General features: G+C 67.1%; 17 protein-coding genes and 1 tRNA gene. 6 read left to right on the top strand and 12 right to left on the bottom strand.

Annotation, left to right across the window (positions count from 1 at the left end):
• Positions 1 to 7: 7 nt before the first annotated feature.
• The 4 genes from ACZ5TO_RS02665 to ACZ5TO_RS02650 form a co-directional block, all read right to left on the bottom strand.
• Entirely contained in the window at positions 8 to 427 is a 420-nt protein-coding gene (locus ACZ5TO_RS02665; RefSeq protein ID WP_184146765.1) for an MAPEG family protein, read from the bottom strand.
• A 93-nt stretch (positions 428 to 520) separates the two neighbouring features.
• Positions 521 to 880, bottom strand: coding sequence for a hypothetical protein (locus tag ACZ5TO_RS02660; protein WP_184146763.1), 360 nt, complete (start codon positions 878 to 880; stop codon positions 521 to 523).
• Positions 881 to 1,027: 147 nt separating this feature from the next.
• Positions 1,028 to 2,524: an IMP dehydrogenase gene (gene guaB / locus ACZ5TO_RS02655; protein ID WP_184146761.1), complete on the bottom strand. Its 1,497-nt coding sequence runs from the start codon at positions 2,522 to 2,524 to the stop codon at positions 1,028 to 1,030.
• Between the two features lie 319 nt (positions 2,525 to 2,843).
• Complete coding sequence (locus ACZ5TO_RS02650; protein WP_464799441.1) at positions 2,844 to 3,839, bottom strand: MBL fold metallo-hydrolase; 996 nt, start codon at positions 3,837 to 3,839, stop codon at positions 2,844 to 2,846.
• 192 nt (positions 3,840 to 4,031) lie between these two features.
• On the opposite strand from ACZ5TO_RS02650, the gene ACZ5TO_RS02645 reads away from it, so the two are divergent.
• Positions 4,032 to 5,441 (top strand): DHA2 family efflux MFS transporter permease subunit, encoded by a 1,410-nt coding sequence (locus tag ACZ5TO_RS02645; RefSeq protein ID WP_464799440.1) that lies wholly within the window; start codon positions 4,032 to 4,034, stop codon positions 5,439 to 5,441.
• A 23-nt stretch (positions 5,442 to 5,464) separates the two neighbouring features.
• Here ACZ5TO_RS02645 and ACZ5TO_RS02640 read toward each other — a convergent pair whose 3' ends face one another.
• From ACZ5TO_RS02640 to ACZ5TO_RS02630, 3 genes are read right to left on the bottom strand one after another with little or no spacing between them, the layout of a single operon-like run.
• A complete protein-coding gene (locus ACZ5TO_RS02640; RefSeq protein ID WP_464799439.1) occupies positions 5,465 to 5,848 on the bottom strand; it encodes a VOC family protein in 384 nt (127 codons plus the stop codon).
• Positions 5,848 to 6,579 carry an RlmE family RNA methyltransferase gene (locus ACZ5TO_RS02635; protein ID WP_184146753.1) on the bottom strand — a complete coding sequence of 244 codons (732 nt, stop codon included), beginning with the start codon at positions 6,577 to 6,579 and terminating at the stop codon, positions 5,848 to 5,850. Before ACZ5TO_RS02635 ends, ACZ5TO_RS02640 begins: the two co-directional genes overlap by 1 nt.
• Positions 6,579 to 8,006: a Ppx/GppA phosphatase family protein gene (locus ACZ5TO_RS02630; RefSeq protein ID WP_464799438.1), complete on the bottom strand. Its 1,428-nt coding sequence runs from the start codon at positions 8,004 to 8,006 to the stop codon at positions 6,579 to 6,581. The genes ACZ5TO_RS02635 and ACZ5TO_RS02630 overlap by 1 nt, the downstream gene beginning before the upstream one ends.
• A 351-nt stretch (positions 8,007 to 8,357) precedes the next feature.
• Between ACZ5TO_RS02630 and ACZ5TO_RS02625 the strand changes: the two genes are divergently transcribed.
• Positions 8,358 to 8,431 (top strand) — tRNA-Gln (locus tag ACZ5TO_RS02625).
• 151 nt (positions 8,432 to 8,582) lie between these two features.
• Here the strand turns inward: ACZ5TO_RS02625 and ACZ5TO_RS02620 are convergent.
• Positions 8,583 to 9,296, bottom strand: coding sequence for a hypothetical protein (locus tag ACZ5TO_RS02620; RefSeq protein WP_464799437.1), 714 nt, complete (start codon positions 9,294 to 9,296; stop codon positions 8,583 to 8,585).
• A gap of 148 nt (positions 9,297 to 9,444) precedes the next feature.
• On the opposite strand from ACZ5TO_RS02620, the gene ACZ5TO_RS02615 reads away from it, so the two are divergent.
• Complete coding sequence (locus ACZ5TO_RS02615; protein WP_464799436.1) at positions 9,445 to 9,732, top strand: hypothetical protein; 288 nt, start codon at positions 9,445 to 9,447, stop codon at positions 9,730 to 9,732.
• A gap of 95 nt (positions 9,733 to 9,827) precedes the next feature.
• Entirely contained in the window at positions 9,828 to 10,010 is a 183-nt protein-coding gene (locus ACZ5TO_RS02610) for a YegP family protein (protein ID WP_184146745.1), read from the top strand.
• A 44-nt stretch (positions 10,011 to 10,054) separates the two neighbouring features.
• Here ACZ5TO_RS02610 and ACZ5TO_RS02605 read toward each other — a convergent pair whose 3' ends face one another.
• Positions 10,055 to 10,603 (bottom strand): cupin domain-containing protein, encoded by a 549-nt coding sequence (locus tag ACZ5TO_RS02605; protein ID WP_464799435.1) that lies wholly within the window; start codon positions 10,601 to 10,603, stop codon positions 10,055 to 10,057.
• A 145-nt stretch (positions 10,604 to 10,748) separates the two neighbouring features.
• On the opposite strand from ACZ5TO_RS02605, the gene aptA reads away from it, so the two are divergent.
• Positions 10,749 to 12,086 (top strand): omega-aminotransferase AptA, encoded by a 1,338-nt coding sequence (aptA, locus tag ACZ5TO_RS02600; protein ID WP_464799434.1) that lies wholly within the window; start codon positions 10,749 to 10,751, stop codon positions 12,084 to 12,086.
• A gap of 61 nt (positions 12,087 to 12,147) precedes the next feature.
• Positions 12,148 to 12,507 (top strand): winged helix-turn-helix domain-containing protein, encoded by a 360-nt coding sequence (locus ACZ5TO_RS02595; RefSeq protein ID WP_184146739.1) that lies wholly within the window; start codon positions 12,148 to 12,150, stop codon positions 12,505 to 12,507.
• 1 nt (position 12,508) lies between these two features.
• On the opposite strand, the gene modC is transcribed toward ACZ5TO_RS02595, so the two are convergent.
• The 3 genes from modC to modA all read right to left on the bottom strand — a co-directional run bounded on the left by modC (position 12,509) and on the right by modA (position 15,374).
• Complete coding sequence (gene modC / locus ACZ5TO_RS02590) at positions 12,509 to 13,582, bottom strand: molybdenum ABC transporter ATP-binding protein (RefSeq protein ID WP_464799433.1); 1,074 nt, start codon at positions 13,580 to 13,582, stop codon at positions 12,509 to 12,511.
• Positions 13,579 to 14,280: a molybdate ABC transporter permease subunit gene (gene modB / locus ACZ5TO_RS02585; RefSeq protein ID WP_464799432.1), complete on the bottom strand. Its 702-nt coding sequence runs from the start codon at positions 14,278 to 14,280 to the stop codon at positions 13,579 to 13,581. The genes modC and modB overlap by 4 nt, the downstream gene beginning before the upstream one ends.
• A gap of 320 nt (positions 14,281 to 14,600) precedes the next feature.
• The gene (gene modA, locus ACZ5TO_RS02580; protein WP_464799431.1) at positions 14,601 to 15,374 is read right to left on the bottom strand and encodes a molybdate ABC transporter substrate-binding protein; all 774 of its coding nucleotides are present in this window, start codon (positions 15,372 to 15,374) and stop codon (positions 14,601 to 14,603) included.
• Between the last annotated feature and the right edge of the window lie 120 nt (positions 15,375 to 15,494).

Here is a 15,494-nt window from a genome sequence, read left to right as displayed (position 1 = left end):
CCGCCGGTCAGGTGAGCGCCAGCCACACGGCAAGCCAGACCCACAGGAGGACGAGGACCAGCATTCCCGCAATGAAGAGCGGGCGCCGGTAGCGCAGGCGGTTGCTGGTGACATGCACATAGGCATGAGCATAGCGCAGCGCCACGAACAGCCAGCCGCCCGCCACCGTCACGGGATTGTCCGCATCGACGAGATAGAGAAGGATGCTCACCGCATAGAAGAGCATCGGCAATTCGAACTGGTTGGCGATGGAATTGCGCACCAGGAGGCTGTCGGCCGGCTCCTCGCGGTTTTCGCGGAACTGCTCGGGCCGCGCCCGCCCTTCCCGCACCGCCCGCATCCGGCGCGCGGACAGGAGAAGATAAAGGACAACGACCAGCGCGACATGCGCGATCATCGGCCAGATGGTGGCTTCAGTGGGAGACATGGCGATCCTTCGGCTTGTCGTTTCGACCGCATGCATAAAGCATTTCGGGGAAAAGTGGATACCGTACCGGCGACAAGCCGAAGGCGGCCCGTCCTATTGCGGCGTCAGGACTTCCGTGCCCGAGCCGTCCTTGCCGCTGATCGTCCAGGCGCCGTGCAGCGATCCGTCGTCGTTCACCTCGTAGACGACGAGGCCGACGGCATCGCCCAGCACATAGGCGGCGGCGAAGGCGTTGTCGTAAAGCATGCAGATGCCGTTGGACGTGGTCGAGCCGGTCTGCCATTCGATCGCGCAGGTCGTCTCGCTCGTCAGCGTGATCGTCGCCGTGCCGCCATAGGCCGAACCGTCGAGGTTCGTCCCCTCCACGTCGTAGGTGCCGGCATTGACCGTCTGCGCCTGCGCAGGCGCGATCAGCCCCAGGCCCAGCAGGGCGCCAGCCAGTATCTTCCTCATGATGTCCCCCAGTTGGCCGGCGAGATTGCCGACATTTCATCTTATGCGCGAAGACGAAAAAACGGAACGGGAATCAGAGGCCGTCCGAAAGCGAAAATGCCCGGCAAAGCCGGGCATTCCAGAGGGTGGCGGGGGCCTTTGGCGACCTCAGACGGCGCCCGGATAATTCGGGCTCTCGCGGGTGATCGTGACGTCGTGGGCGTGGCTTTCGCGAAGGCCCGCGCCGGAGATGCGAACGAAGGTCGCCTTCTCCTGGTAGTCCTTGAGATCCTTGCCGCCGACATAACCCATGGAGGCCTTGAGGCCGCCGGCGAGCTGGTGCAGCACGCCCGAGACGGGACCCTTGTAGGGCACCTGGCCCTCGATGCCTTCCGGCACCAGCTTCAGCGTGTCGCGCACTTCCGCCTGGAAATAGCGGTCGGCCGAGCCGCGCGCCATCGCGCCGACCGAGCCCATGCCGCGATAGGCCTTGAAGGAGCGGCCCTGGTAGAGGAAGACCTCGCCCGGGCTCTCGTCCGTGCCGGCGAGCAGCGAGCCGACCATGACGGCCGAGGCGCCGGCGGCAATCGCCTTGGCAAGGTCGCCGGAGAACTTGATGCCGCCGTCGGCGATGACCGGGATGTCGGAGGCCTGCGCCGCCTCGACCGAGCCCATGATAGCGGCGAGCTGCGGCACGCCGACGCCGGCGACGATGCGGGTCGTGCAGATCGAGCCCGGGCCGATGCCGACCTTGACGGCGTCCGCGCCGGCATCGATCAGCGCCTTGGTGCCGTCGGCCGTGGCGACGTTGCCGGCCATGATGCGCACCGAGTTCGACAGTTTCTTCACGCGGGCGACGGCATCCAGCACGCGCTGGGAATGGCCGTGCGCGGTATCGACGACGATGAGGTCGACGCCGGCGTCGATGAGGCGCTCGGCGCGCTCGAAGCCGTCGTCGCCGACGGAGATGGCGGCGGCGGCGCGAAGGCGGCCCTGCGCGTCCTTCGAGGCGTTGGGGTTGAGCTGCGACTTCTCGATGTCCTTGACCGTGATGAGGCCGACGCAGCGGCCGTCGCCGTCGACCACCAGCAGCTTCTCGATGCGGTGGCGGTGGAGGAGCCGCTTGGCTTCCTGCTGGTCGACCGTCTCCTTCACCGTGATGAGGTTTTCCCGCGTCATCAGCTCGTAGATCTTCTGCGACGGGTCGGAGGCGAAGCGCACGTCGCGGTTGGTCAGGATGCCGACGAGGCGGCCGGCCTTGCCTGCGCCGCCGTTCTCGACGACCGGGATGCCGGAAATGCCGTGCGCCTTCATCAGCGACAGCGCATCGGCAAGCGTGGCGTCGGGGCCGATCGTCACCGGGTTGACGACCATGCCGCTCTCGAACTTCTTGACCTGGCGCACTTCCTCGGCCTGCTCGGCGGGCGTCAGGTTGCGGTGGATGACGCCGAGGCCGCCGGCCTGGGCCATGGCGATGGCAAGGCGGCTTTCCGTCACCGTGTCCATGGCGGAGGAGAGGATCGGCAGGTTCAGTTCGAAATCGTGGGCGATGCGGGTCGCGATGTTCGTCTGGCCCGGCATGACCTCGGAGTGGCCGGGTTGCAGGAGGACGTCGTCGAAGGTCAGGGCTTCGAGTCCGGTTGCCGTTTCGATGATGCGCGCCATGGGCCAAGTTCCTTTGAGGGTAAAGCTTACGCACCAAGGGGAACTTTGGGAGCTGTCCACCTCGGTCGCTTGCAAGAAATTCTTGGAAGTTGGCGAGGGCTGGTAACACGTTCATGACGGATTGGGAATAGGAAAATGGGTAGAAGTGGCTTGCCCATAAGGGCCCACGGCGATTGCCCCTCATCCCGCTGCCGCGACCTTCTCCCCGCAAGCGGGGCGAAGGACGATCTAGCACCGCCTTGCTTCAAGTCCCCTTCTCCCCGCCTGCGGGGAGAAGGTGCCGGCAGGCGGATGAGGGGCAATCGCAGGACCGCGCCGTTCACATATCGAACTGATAGCTCACCGGCACGAAGCGAAACCCCTCGCCCGCCTTTTCCGCAAAGCCGATGGCCGGGAAGGGCATGTGGTAGCCGAGGAAGGCGAGGCGGTCGGTGGCGATCATGTCGAAGACGCGCTTGCGCGTCGCTGCCGCGGCGGCCTTGTCCATGTCGAAGCGCACTTCCCAGGCCGGCCGCTGCAGCGAGAGCACGTAGTGGTTTGCGGTGTCGGCCGTCAGCATCAGCGCCCTGCCCTCCGATTCGACGCGGAAGATCATGTGGCCGGGCGTGTGGCCGAAGGCATCGTGACCGGTGATGCCGGGCACGACCGCGCCCTCGTCCTCGATGAAGCTGAGCCGCTCGGCAAGCGGCTGCACCTTGGCGAGCACGCCCTGGTGGCCCTGCTCGGCGGGCGTGCCCATGCGCTCCGGATTGACCCAGAAATCGTATTCCGTGCGGCCGGCGACGTAGCGCGCATTCGGGAAGGCCGGCTTGCCGCCTTCCATCAGCCCGCCGATATGGTCGCCGTGCATGTGGGTGAGGACGACGACGGAGATCTGGTCCGGCGTATAGCCCGCATATTTCAGCCCCTCGCGAAGCCGGCCCATGCCGGCCTGCCGCCCGCCCTCGCCCATGCCGGTGTCGAACAGCACGACCTCCGCGCCGGTATCGACCAGCGCCGGGGTGAAGCTGTTGACGAAGCTGCCCGCGGGCAGGAAATTGTCCTCAAGCAGCCTGCCCACCGCCTCGGCGGGCTGGCCGATGCCGTAGGTCTCGCCCGGATTGCCGGAGGCGCGCATGCCGTCGCGCACCGCGAGAATTCGGAAGCTGCCGAGCTTGAAGCTGCGGATCTCGATGGGGCTCATGCGCATGTCCGTGGTGTCCTCGGCGGATCGGGCAAGGGCCGGCGTGCGGGAGAACACCAGCGGGGCGGCCAATGTGCCGGCACCGGCGGCCAGAAACAAGGACCGGCGCGAGATCGTGGAAGGGTCGTCCATGGCTCTTTCCTCTTTCGTGACGGCGCCGTCGGCGGCGCGATGCCACGGTTCCATCTAGGGCACGCGTGCGGCGCGGGCACGCCCGCATCACGGGCTTGTGATGGCGGCGGCAAATCCTCGCGGTTTGACAGATCGCGGCAAGGGGCGCAGAAGACGGGCCGGCCCGCACGGGGCCGCGGACCCGATTTGCCGATGAACCGTCTCGTACCCCTCATCCTGGCCGTCGCGCTCTTCATGGAGCAGATGGATTCCACGGTGATCTCCACCTCGCTGCCGGCGATCGCCGCCGACCTCGGCGTGGGGCCGATCACGCTGAAGCTGGCGCTGACGGCCTACATGGTCTCGCTCGCCACCTTCATTCCGCTCTCCGGCTGGATGGCGGACAGGTTCGGGGCAAAGCGCATCTTCCGCCTCGCCATCCTCGTCTTCATCGCCGGCTCCATCCTCTGCGCGGTGGCCAACAGCCTCGTCGCCTTCGTCGTCTCGCGCTTCCTGCAGGGCATGGGCGGGGCGATGATGACGCCCGTGGCGCGCCTCGTGCTGGTGCGCAGCACCTCGCGCTCCGAGCTCGTCTCGGCCATGGCGCTCCTGACCATTCCCGCCCTCGTTGGCCCGCTTGCCGGCCCGCCGCTCGGCGGCTTCATCACCACCTATTTCTCCTGGCACTGGATCTTCCTCGTCAACGTGCCGGTCGGCATCGTCGGCTATATCCTGTCGGGCATCTACCTGCCGGAAATCCGCGCCGCCGCGCCGCCGCCGCTCGACTGGCTCGGCTTCTTCCTCAGCGCGATCGCCGCCTCCGGCACCATGTTCGGCCTTTCCGTCGTCAGCCTGCCGGCGCTGCCGCCGATCATCGGCGTCGTCGCCACGGCCGTGGGGCTCCTCTGCGGCGTGCTCTATGTCCGCCATGCCCGGCGCCATCCGACGCCGCTGCTCGACCTGAAGCTCTTCCGCGACAGCGCCTTCCGCGCCGCGGCCATCGGCGGCACGCTGTTCCGCATCTCGGTCGGCGCCGTGCCGTTCCTGATGCCGCTGATGTTGCAGGTCGGCTTCGGCCTCTCGCCCTTCCAGTCCGGCCTCGTCACCTTCACCGGCGCGATCGGCGCGATCACCACCAAGGTCATCGCAAAGCGGGTGCTGGTCTTCGCCGGCTTCCGCACGACACTGCTCGTCGCCAGCGTCTGCGGAGCGGTGCTGACCTTCGTCAACGGCCTCTTCACGCCGTCAACGCCCTTCTGGTTCATGGCGGGCGTGCTGCTCGTCGCCGGCTTTGCCCGCTCCTTCTTCTTCACCAGCGTCAACGCGCTCTCCTTCGCCGACATCCCCGATGCCGACGCCAGCAAGGCGACCTCGATGAGTGCGGTGCTCCAGCAGATCAGCCTGGCGCTCGGCGTGGCGGTCGCCGGCTCCATCCTGGAGATCGAGAACGCGCTGACCGGCACCGGGCTGGAACTGAAGGATTTCCAGATCGCCTTCATGGTGATCTCGGCCCTGACGCTGACCGCCATCCTTCCCTTCCTCGCCATGGCAAAGAACGCCGGCGCCTCCGTCTCCGGCCATCGCATGGCGATGCAGCGGGAGGAAACGGCGGCGGTGAAATAGACAGGTTGAAGAGGGGAGCGCGGCTATTCCGCCCTCTCGCACACAGCGACGAGCTTGTTGCCGTCGTGGTCGCGGATGAAGGCGGCGTAGAAGCTGGCGTGGAAGGGGCGCAGACCCGGTGCGCCTTCGTCCGTCCCGCCCGCGGCAAGGGCGGCGGCGTGGAAGGCGTCGACGGAAGCGCGCGTCGGCGCGTCGAAGGCGATGGTGACGCCGTTGCCGAAGGTCGCCGGCTCCCGGTTGAAGGGTTCCACCACCCAGAAGCGGCAGCGCACGTCCTCGTCCGCCGCATAGCCGATCTCGCCCGGCGCCTGCTTCTGCCGGCGATAGCCGATGAGCGGCAGCACGGCATCGTAGAAGCGGCCGGCGCGTTCGAGATCGTTGGTGCCGACGGTGGTATAGAGCAGCATCAGGCTTCCTCGTCCGCCGGCTCTGCCTCTTCCCGGGCCTTGCGGCCCTTGAAGCCCTTGGCGAGCAGGAACATCTCCACCGATTCGGCGCGCGAGGCGCCGGGCTTCACATGGATGACCTGCCGGAAATTCTGCTTGAGCAGGTTGAGGAGGTCGCGTTCCGTGCCGCCCTGGAAGGTCTTCGCGAGAAAATGCCCGCCCTCGGCCAGCACCTCGATGGCGAAATGCGCGGCGACCTCGCACAGGTGCATGGTGCGCAGATGGTCCGTCTGGCGGTGGCCGGTGGTGGGCGCGGCCATGTCGGAGATGACGAGGTTGGGCGTGCCGCCGACCGCCTCGATCAGCTTTTCCGGAGCCTCGGGATCGAGGAAGTCCATCTGGAGGATGGTGACGCCCGGCAGCGGGTCCATCTCCAGGAAGTCGATGGCGGCGACGCGCGGGTCGGCATCCGTCGAATCGGTCACCTTGGCGGCGATCTGCGACCAGCTTCCCGGCGCCGCGCCAAGGTCGATGATGCGCCGTGCGCCGGAAAGGATATTGTGCTTCTCGTCGATCTCCAGCAGCTTGAAGGCCGCGCGGGCACGATAGCCCTCGAGCCTCGCGCGCTGCACGTAGGGATCGTTGATGTGGCGCTCCAGCCAGCGGCGGGAGGAGGCCTTGAGCTTCGTCTTCTTGACCTTCTGGCCGAGCTTGCGGCCGGTGCGGTTGCCGCCGATGGGGGGCTTGGTCATCACGCCTGTCCTTCGGGCTTTGCCGGGTTGCGGTGGCCGCCGCGATGGTTGCGGCGGTGGCGGCCGCGGCGCCAGACGCCGTCATCGGCCATCATGTCCGTGAGCAGGCCTTCCCGCAAGCCGCGGTCGGCGACGCGCATGCGGCGCGAAGGCCAGCGCTTGCGGATCGCCTCCAGGATGGCGCAGCCGGCAAGCACGAGGTCCGCCCTGTCCGGCCCGATGCAGGGATTGGCCGCGCGGGCCGAAAAATCCCAGGAGAGCAGGCGCGCCTGCATGGCCGTGACCTCGTCGTCGGAGAGCCACACGCCGTCGACCCGGCGGCGGTCGTAGCGCGGCAGGTCGAGGTGGACGCCCGCAAGCGTCGTCACCGTGCCGGACGTGCCGATGAGGTGGAAGTCCTCAGGCGCATGGACGACATCGCCGGGACAATCGAAATTCGCCAGCATGCCCTCGACTTCCGAGACCATGCCCGCAAAACTCTCCGGCGTCACGTCGCGCCCGCCATGGCGCTCGGAGAGCGTGACGACGCCGACCGGAAGCGAGGTCCAGTGGGTGATGTGGTTGGCAAGGCGACTGGAGCGGTTCTCGCCGATGCGGATGACCGCGATCTCCGACGAGCCGCCGCCGATATCGAAGAGCACGACGGATTTCGCCTCGCGCCCGACCAGCGAGGAGCAGCCGGAAACGGCAAGCCGCGCCTCGGTCTCGCGGTTGATGATCTCGAGCTCCAGCCCCGTCTCTTCCTTCACGCGCTGGAGGAAGGTCTCGCCGTTCTCCGCCGCGCGGCAGGCCTCGGTGGCGATGAGGCGGGCACGGCGGATGTTGCGGTTTTTCAGCTTGGCCGCGCAGATGCGCAGGGCCTCGACGGAGCGGTCCATCGCCTCGTCGGAAAGCCGGCCGCTCGCCGCAAGGCCCTCGCCGAGCCGCACGATGCGCGAGAAGGCGTCGACGACGCGGAACTGGCCCGGCCGCGTCGGCTGGGCGACCAGCAGGCGGCAATTGTTGGTGCCGAGGTCGAGCGCGGCATAGAGCGGCGCGTCGTAGCCGTCCCGTTCGCCGCTGCGCGGCTGCGAAGCGAAATCGCGCCGGGGCTGTTCGGGCTGGTGGGCGGGCCGAGGCGGGGCGACGGGCGCGGCGACCGCGATGCCGGCCTCGGCGGCGGGCGAAGCGGCGCGTGCGGCGGCCTTGCGGCCGCGATGCTTGCGGCGCGCCTTGCGGCCTTCGCCGTGGTGCTGGTCCTGCTGAAGCGTCTCGCGCTGGCCGACGGGCGCGAGCGGGCGCACGTTCTCGCCGCCGGCACTCCTGCCGTGCTTGCGGCGCTTGTTGCGGCGCGCGGTAGTGCCGCCGGGGACGGCCTGGGGGCGCTCGGCAAGGCCGGACGAACCGGCTGCCTGGCCTGCGGACGGCTGGGCGGCAGAGGGACTCATGGCGCCCTTCTGCTTTCCCTTGCGGCGGCGCGACCGCTTCGGCCGCCCCGCATTGCCCGCATCTTGCGCCCCGGAAACGGGCGGCTTTTCGCCGCTGTCGGGGTCGTTCACGTTACTGCCTATGGCGCCGCGCAAAGCTCAAATTGCTGCAAGCAGGCGCTCTCTCGATCTTCGTTGTCCCGACATTACCAGCGCCCGGCCCTTTCGCCAAATTCTTTTTGCGGCCGACCGGCGACGCCCAACCCTGCGAAACGGCCGATGCAATTTTTCCCGAAAAAACCATTTGCATCTCGCCGCCTTTTGTTTATAAGCCCGCCTCACAGGCACCGGCCCAGCCGGAACCAGCCATGCTGGGGAATAGTTCAACGGTAGAACGACGGACTCTGACTCCGTTAATCTTGGTTCGAATCCAGGTTCCCCAGCCAATTCTCCCTTCATAGAATTCAGCAGAAATATCAGCCGTTTCCGGCTGTCCGATGCGCTTGCGCATCCTGCGGATTCTCGTAGCCGCGACCCCACAACGCGAGCTATCGGCAATCCGGCGCGGCAGGCCGTGTTCGGCGATGAGGCGGGGGCTTAGAATTCGAAGCGCAGCGATGCGCCGATGTTTGCGCGCCAGACGTCGTCGATCCCGTAGGGATTGATCGGCGTGACGCCGAGGTTGCCGCTTCTCGTGGTGCCCGTCGCAAAGCCGCCGTTGTAGCTGAGCGCGGCGTCGAGGCCGAGGATTGCGCTTGGTGCCAGCCTGTGCCGGATCCCGGCGCCGAGCTGGGCCGCGGGGCTGACATGGGTGTGCCCGGCGATGTCGGCGAGGAACAGGCCCGATGCCCCGTCCTTCTCCACCACGTCGGAAAGGGTGTTGAACGAGAGCCCCACCCCGGCCGAGGCCCTGAGGATCGTGTCGCCGGAAAGCGCGAAATCGTAGCCGAGGTTCGCCATGACGGTGTCGCTGACGGCGGTGCCCTCGAAGCTGGAAACGATGCCGAAGGCGGGGAAGTCCACGTCCCAGTTCACGCCTCCCTGGCCGTGCCGGTAGCTGACGAATGCGGACAGGGCAGGATCGAACCTGTAGCCGATCTCGCCGCCGATCCCGACGGCGCCATGGAACTTGACGTTGCCGACCACGCCGCCGCCCGCCCAGGGCGCGCCGCCGTCCGTCGTGCCGGAGGAGCCGAAGGCCGTTCCGCCGGAAAGGTCGAGGCCGGCGAAAAAGCCCGTATCGTCGGCAAGGGCCGGTGCGGGGATGAAGGCGGCAACGACCGTTGCCGCAATCCAGGGTCTCGACGCCATCGTCACCTCCAGGAGCCGCCATCCCCTTCTTTTGGCAGAACATGGTTAATGAAACCCTCCTTCGCACGCCAGGCGTGTGGGCTTGCCGCTTGCCTTCGCTTCGCCCGCCGCCTATGTCCTTCCGCGAAAATCAGAAGAAAAAACAACGATGTCGATGACCCGAAACCTTCTCCTCTCCGCCCTCGTCGCCCTCGCCGTCGGCGGCGGCAAGATGGCTTACGACACCTGGCGCGGCGCGGAATGGGAGGTTTCTCCCCGGCAGATCGCCGATGCGAAGGCGCAAGGAAAGGCCGGTTACGAATCGTCTCCCGGCACCGTGGCCGTGCTGCCGATCCGCAGCGAGACGGCCGATCTCCTGCCGTTCATGTGGGTGCTTTACGGCCTTGCCGCCGGCGCCGTCACCTTCATCGGCCTTCGGAAAAGGAAAGCGGCCTGAGGAAGGTATAAATCCTGCGGCCGGAGACTTGCCAGCGATTTGCTCTGCTGGCACGGTGCAACCGCACGATTCACACTTGCCGGAGGGAGAAGCCCATGGCCCACAAGTTCGAGATCTACAAGGACAAGGCTGGCGAATACCGGGTTCGCTTCAAGTATAACAGCGAAGTGATGTTCTCGACCGAGGGCTATGCGAGCAAGGCTAGCGCGCAGAACGCCATCGATTCGATCAAGAAGAACGGCCCCGGCGCGCCGGTGGAAGACAATTCGCAGGCCTGACCGGCCCTGCCCCGAAAGCCCGCCCACCGGCGGGCTTTTCTCTTTCAGAAGGTCGGCGGCGTGCAGGCGCTGATGACCTCGCAGGGCACCGGCCCGACGCAGCGGAAACGGTGCGGCCGGCGGCTCTCGAAATAATAGGCATCGCCCGGGCCGAGGACGCGGCGCTCGTCGTCCACCGTCACCTCGAGCCGGCCGGAGAGCACGATGCCGCCCTCCTCGCCGTCGTGGACCAGCGGCACCTTTCCGGTGTCGGCGCCCGGCTGGTAGCATTCTTTCAGGATCTGCAGGCTGCGGCCGAAGAGGTTGTCGCCCACCTGGCGGTAGGAAATGCCGCCCTTGCCGATCTCCGTCAGCTCGTCCACCCGGTAGAAGGCCTTCTTCGGGCGGTCGGGCTCGAAGGCGAAGAATTCGGCAAGGCCGATGGGGATGCCGTCGAGGATGCGCTTCAAGGCCCCGACCGAGGGATTGGAGGCGTTCGATTCGATCAGCGAGATCGTCGAATTGGTGACGCCCGCGCGCTTGGCGAGCTCGCGCTGGGAGAGATTGTGGGCCATGCGCAGGTGGCGCAGCCTGCCACCGATATCGACGGACATGACATCCTCGTGTTCCAGATGTTCGAAATAGCGAAAATCGCCTCTCCCATATCCTTTCTTTTCAAACGCTTGCCGTCAACAAGAAAAGGACTTGTTCGCTTTGGCAAATCATGGCGTCAATCATTTTAACGAGAGGAGTTCTGTCATGAACGTTCACAACAAGCCCAACGCGCCGGTGCTCGACAGCTACTGGATGCCCTTCACCGCCAACCGCCAGTTCAAGGCCGCGCCGCGCCTGCTGGCCGCCGCCGAAGGCATGTACTACACCAGCGCCGACGGCCGGCAGGTGCTCGACGGCACGGCGGGCCTTTGGTGCGTCAATGCCGGGCACGGGCGCCGGCAGATCGCCTCCGCCGTCGAGCGGCAGCTGACGCAGATGGATTTCGCGCCCTCCTTCCAGATGGGCCATCCCATCGCCTTCGACTTTGCCGAGCGCCTTGCCGAGATCGCGCCCGGCCCGGAAGGCGCCAAGCTCGACCGCGTGTTCTACACGGGCTCCGGCTCCGAATCGGTCGACACGGCGCTGAAGATCGCCATCGCCTACCAGCGCGCCATCGGCCAGGGCACGCGCACGCGCCTCATCGGCCGCGAGCGCGGCTATCACGGCGTCGGCTTCGGCGGCATCTCGGTCGGCGGCATCGTCTCCAACCGCCGCGTCTTCCCGCAGCTTCCCGGCTCCGACCACCTGCGCCACACGCACGACCTTTCGAAGAACGCCTATGTGAAGGGCCAGCCCGAGCACGGCGCGGACCTTGCGGACGACCTGGAACGGCTCGTCGGCCTGCATGGCGCGGAAACCATCGCGGCCTGCATCGTGGAGCCCGTTGCCGGCTCGACGGGCGTGCTGATCCCGCCGAAGGGCTATCTCGAAAAGCTGCGCGCGATCTGCGACAGGCACGGCATCCTCCTCATCTTCGACGAGGTCATCACCGGCTTCGGCCGCCTCGGTGCCGTCTTCGCCACCGATTATTTCCGCGTGACGCCGGATATCGTGACCACCGCCAAGGGGCTGACCAACGGCGCGATCCCGATGGGCGCGGTCTTCTCCAGCCGCAAGGTGCATGACGCGCTGATGCAGGGCCCGGAAAACGCCATCGAACTCTTCCACGGCTACACCTATTCGGGCCATCCGGCGGCCTGCGCGGCCGGCCTTGCCACGCTCGACATCTACCGCGACGAGGGCCTTTTCACCCGGGCTGCCGACCTGCAGGACGACTGGCATGCCGCGATGCACTCGCTGAAGGGCCTGCCGCACATCATCGACATCCGCACGATCGGCCTCATCGCCGGCATCGAGCTTGCCCCGCGCGAAGGCAAGCCGGGCGCGCGCGCCTACGACGTCTTCGTCGATTGCTTCGAGAAGGGCCTGCTCATCCGCGTCACCGGCGACATCATCGCCTTCTCGCCGCCGCTGATCGCCGAGAAGAAGCACTTCGAGGATATCGTCTCGATCCTCGGCGATGCATTGAAGCGCACCGCCTGACCTTTCCCCGCTTGAAAACGCTGTTATATCTGGGCCCCTCATCCATGACGGGCCCAGTTTCATGCCAGCAGCCGCCAAAATCGAACCGAAACTCATCTTCCGGCTCCAGTTCGAGCCGGAGGGGCGAATCGGGCGCGGCAAGATAGAGCTGCTTTCGCATATCAAGGAGACCGGCTCGATCTCTGCCGGCGGGCGGGCCATGGACATGTCCTATCGCCGGGCCTGGCTGCTCGTCGACGAGATGAACCGGATGTTCCGCCAGCCGGTGGTGGAATCCCAGCGCGGCGGCAAGCAGGGCGGCGGCGCGCTGCTGACGCCCTTCGGCGAGGCGCTGATCGCCCACTATCACGCCATGGAAGAAAAGGCGCAGGCGGCGCTTGCGGACGACATCGGCTGGATCGTCGCCAACCTTTCGGACTGATCTATTCCAGCGCCACCGTCTTGATGACGGCGTGCACCGGCTTGCCGGTGACAAGGCCGAGGCGTTCGACCGAGAGCGCCGTGATGCGGGCGCGGACGTGATCGCCGCCGCAGGCAATGGAAAGGCTCGCCATGCCCTCCCCGTCCGGTTCGATGGCGTCGATGACCCCATCGAGGATGTTGAGGGCGCTGAGGCCTTCCGGGCGCACCGTCGCCACCATGACGTCGCGGGCGGGAATGCGAAGGCGCACCGCCTCGCCGGGCGAGACGGCCGCGCCCGGCACGAGGATCGCCGCGCCGCCGGCAAGGCGGATCGCGGCAAGGCCGTGCTCGGCATCGCGCGCCTCGACATGGCCGGCAAGCACGCTGCCGGCCTCGCGGCGGTCGGCGGCGGAGGCAAGGCGCGGGCCGCCGAGCACATCGGAGGCCGGGCCGACGGCCTCGACGCGCCCGTCCGCCATCAGCACGACGCGGTCGGCGAGGCGCGCCACCTCGGCCACCGAATGGCTGACATAGACGATGGGCACGCCCGCCTCGTCGCGCAGGCGCTGGAGATAGGGCAAGATCTCGCCCTTGCGCTCCTCGTCGAGCGCGGCGAGCGGTTCGTCCATCAGGAGGAGGCGCGGCGAGGAGAGCAGCGCCCGGCCGATGGCGACGCGCTGCTTCTCGCCGCCGGAAAGGTTGGCCGGCTGGCGGTCGAGGAGGTCCGCGATGCCGAGGAGGTCGATGACGCGGTCGGCGTTTTCCGTGCGCGCGCCCTTCGGCAGGAACCAGCGGCCGTAGTGGAGGTTCTGCCGCACGGTGAGATGCGGAAAGAGCCGCGCCTCCTGGAAGACATAGCCGAAGCGGCGGCGGTGCGGCGGCACGAAGCGGCCGCGGGCGGTATCGACCAGCACGTCGCCGTCGAGCACCACGCGGCCCTCGACCGGGCGCGCAAGGCCGGCGATGATGCGCACGAGCGAGGTCTTGCCCGAGCCGGAGCGGCCGAAGAGAGCCGTCACGCCCCCCTCGGAGGTGAAGGCGGCGTCCAGCGCGAAGGTGCCGAGCCTGTGGCGGATGTCGACGACGAGGCTCATTCGAGATGCACCTTGCGGCCGAGGCGCTGGGCGAGGATTTCCGAGGCGAGCAGCGCGACCATGGAGATGGCGATGGCGACGACGGTGAGGCGCAGCGCCCCCGCGTCGCCCCCCGGCACCTGCGTGAAGGTGTAGATGGCGGCCGACAGGGTCTGCGTCTCGCCGGGAATGTTGGAAACGAAGGTGATGGTGGCGCCGAACTCGCCCATGGCCTTGGCGAAGGAAAGGATCATGCCGGCGATGACGCCGGGCAGGATGAGCGGCAGGGTGACGGTGAGGAAGACCCAGAGGGGGCTTGCGCCGAGCGTTCCGGCCGCCTCCTCCAGCTTGCGATCCACCGCCTCGATGGAGAGCCGTATGGAGCGCACCATCAGCGGAAAGCCCATGACGCCGCAGGCGAGCGCCGCACCGGTCCAGCGGAAGGACAGCACGATGCCGAACCACTCGTCGAGCACGGAACCGACGGGCCCGCGCCGGCCGAACAGGATGAGCAGGATGAAGCCGGTGACGACCGGCGGCAGGATGAGCGGCAGGTGGACGATGCCGTTCAGAAGCGACTTGCCCCAGAAGCGCCCGCGCGCGAGCGCCAGCGCGACGAGGATGCCGAGCGGCAGGCTGACGACCACGGCCACCGCCGAGACCCGAAGGCTCAACCGGATCGCCGTCCATTCCTCCGCGCTCAAGGCCAGCCAGTCCAATGCGTCTTCCTTCGAAATGCGAATGGCCCCTGGTATCCGGAGCCGGGTGGAAGAGTAAAGCGCCCCCCTTCCCTACTTCCCGTTTCCTGCCTCCCTCCTCCCTCTCGCCTCTGTCATCCTCGGGCTTGACCCGAGGATCCATGCCGCGGGTGAGGCGGTGGATCCTCGGGTCAAGCCCGAGGATGACGTTGGAGAGGAGGTGGGTCTCGGTGCCCCAATACCCTCAATGCCCCGGGCCCCACAGCGCCCCGGATACCCACAGCCCCATCAGCGTCAATCAGCACCATCAGGCTAGTATCCGGGGCTTTCGCGAATCTGCCCTATTTCAGGACGGTAAATCCCTGCTCGGTGAAGAACGGCGCGGCCTTGTCGGACTTCAGGAAATCCAGATAGGCGCTCGCCGCCGGGCTCTTGGAATCGGCGAGGATGGCGACCGGGTAGATGATCGGCGGGTGGCTGTCTTCCGGGAAGGCGCCGACGATGGCGACGCCCGGATCGGCCGCGGCGTCCGTCTGGTAGACGATGCCGTAGGGCGCCTCGCCGCGCGAGACGAGGGCGAGCGCGGCGCGCACGCTCTCGGCGCCGGCCACCTTGCCTTCGACCGAGGACCAGATGCCGAGCTTTTCGAGCGCCGCCTTGCCGTACTTGCCGGCCGGCACGCTATCGACCGCGCCCATGGCGAGCTTGCCGTCGCCGATAAGGCCGGCAAGGTCGAAGCCTTCCTTGATCTCGACCTTTTCTGCCTTGTCCTTCGGGGCGATCAGCACGATGCGGTTGCCGAGGAGGTTGGAGCGGGTGTCTTCCCTGATCAGCTTCTTTTCCGCGACATAATCCATCCAGGCAAGGTCTGCCGAGATGAAGAGATCGGCGGGGGCCGCCGCCTCGATCTGCTTGGCGAGCGCCGAGCTTGCGGCATAGGAGACGGTCGTCTCGTTGCCGGTTTCCTTCTGCCATTCGGCATTGGCGGCATCGAGCGCGTTCTTCATGCTCGCGGCGGCAAAGACGGTGACCTTGTCGGCGGCGGCGGCCGGCAGGGCGAGCGGCAGCGCGGCAAAGGCGGCGACGACCAGTTTCAAAAGCAGACGACGGTTCATTCCTGTTCTCCCTTTTCCTGCCTTCCGGCATCGTAATATTGCATTGAATATATCGACGCTCGCGGCTTTGCCAGCGCTATATTTTCAAAAATATAGGGAAAATGCCTCAGGCAAACCGGA

The organism is Shinella sp. Sh6 (assembly GCF_055392685.1).
The sequence above is the reverse complement of the archived record's forward strand: the minus strand, read 5'-3'. Positions and strand labels throughout refer to the sequence as shown.

Coding starts and splice junctions, on each gene's coding strand:
- ACZ5TO_RS02665 (WP_184146765.1), bottom strand. CDS start 427: ATGTCTCCCACTGAAGCCACCATCTGGCCGATGATCGCGCATGTCGCG.
- ACZ5TO_RS02660 (WP_184146763.1), bottom strand. CDS start 880: ATGAGGAAGATACTGGCTGGCGCCCTGCTGGGCCTGGGGCTGATCGCG.
- guaB (WP_184146761.1), bottom strand. CDS start 2,524: ATGGCGCGCATCATCGAAACGGCAACCGGACTCGAAGCCCTGACCTTC.
- ACZ5TO_RS02650 (WP_464799441.1), bottom strand. CDS start 3,839: ATGGACGACCCTTCCACGATCTCGCGCCGGTCCTTGTTTCTGGCCGCC.
- ACZ5TO_RS02645 (WP_464799440.1), top strand. CDS start 4,032: ATGAACCGTCTCGTACCCCTCATCCTGGCCGTCGCGCTCTTCATGGAG.
- ACZ5TO_RS02640 (WP_464799439.1), bottom strand. CDS start 5,848: ATGCTGCTCTATACCACCGTCGGCACCAACGATCTCGAACGCGCCGGC.
- ACZ5TO_RS02635 (WP_184146753.1), bottom strand. CDS start 6,579: ATGACCAAGCCCCCCATCGGCGGCAACCGCACCGGCCGCAAGCTCGGC.
- ACZ5TO_RS02630 (WP_464799438.1), bottom strand. CDS start 8,006: ATGAGTCCCTCTGCCGCCCAGCCGTCCGCAGGCCAGGCAGCCGGTTCG.
- ACZ5TO_RS02620 (WP_464799437.1), bottom strand. CDS start 9,296: ATGGCGTCGAGACCCTGGATTGCGGCAACGGTCGTTGCCGCCTTCATC.
- ACZ5TO_RS02615 (WP_464799436.1), top strand. CDS start 9,445: ATGTCGATGACCCGAAACCTTCTCCTCTCCGCCCTCGTCGCCCTCGCC.
- ACZ5TO_RS02610 (WP_184146745.1), top strand. CDS start 9,828: ATGGCCCACAAGTTCGAGATCTACAAGGACAAGGCTGGCGAATACCGG.
- ACZ5TO_RS02605 (WP_464799435.1), bottom strand. CDS start 10,603: ATGTCCGTCGATATCGGTGGCAGGCTGCGCCACCTGCGCATGGCCCAC.
- aptA (WP_464799434.1), top strand. CDS start 10,749: ATGAACGTTCACAACAAGCCCAACGCGCCGGTGCTCGACAGCTACTGG.
- ACZ5TO_RS02595 (WP_184146739.1), top strand. CDS start 12,148: ATGCCAGCAGCCGCCAAAATCGAACCGAAACTCATCTTCCGGCTCCAG.
- modC (WP_464799433.1), bottom strand. CDS start 13,582: ATGAGCCTCGTCGTCGACATCCGCCACAGGCTCGGCACCTTCGCGCTG.
- modA (WP_464799431.1), bottom strand. CDS start 15,374: ATGAACCGTCGTCTGCTTTTGAAACTGGTCGTCGCCGCCTTTGCCGCG.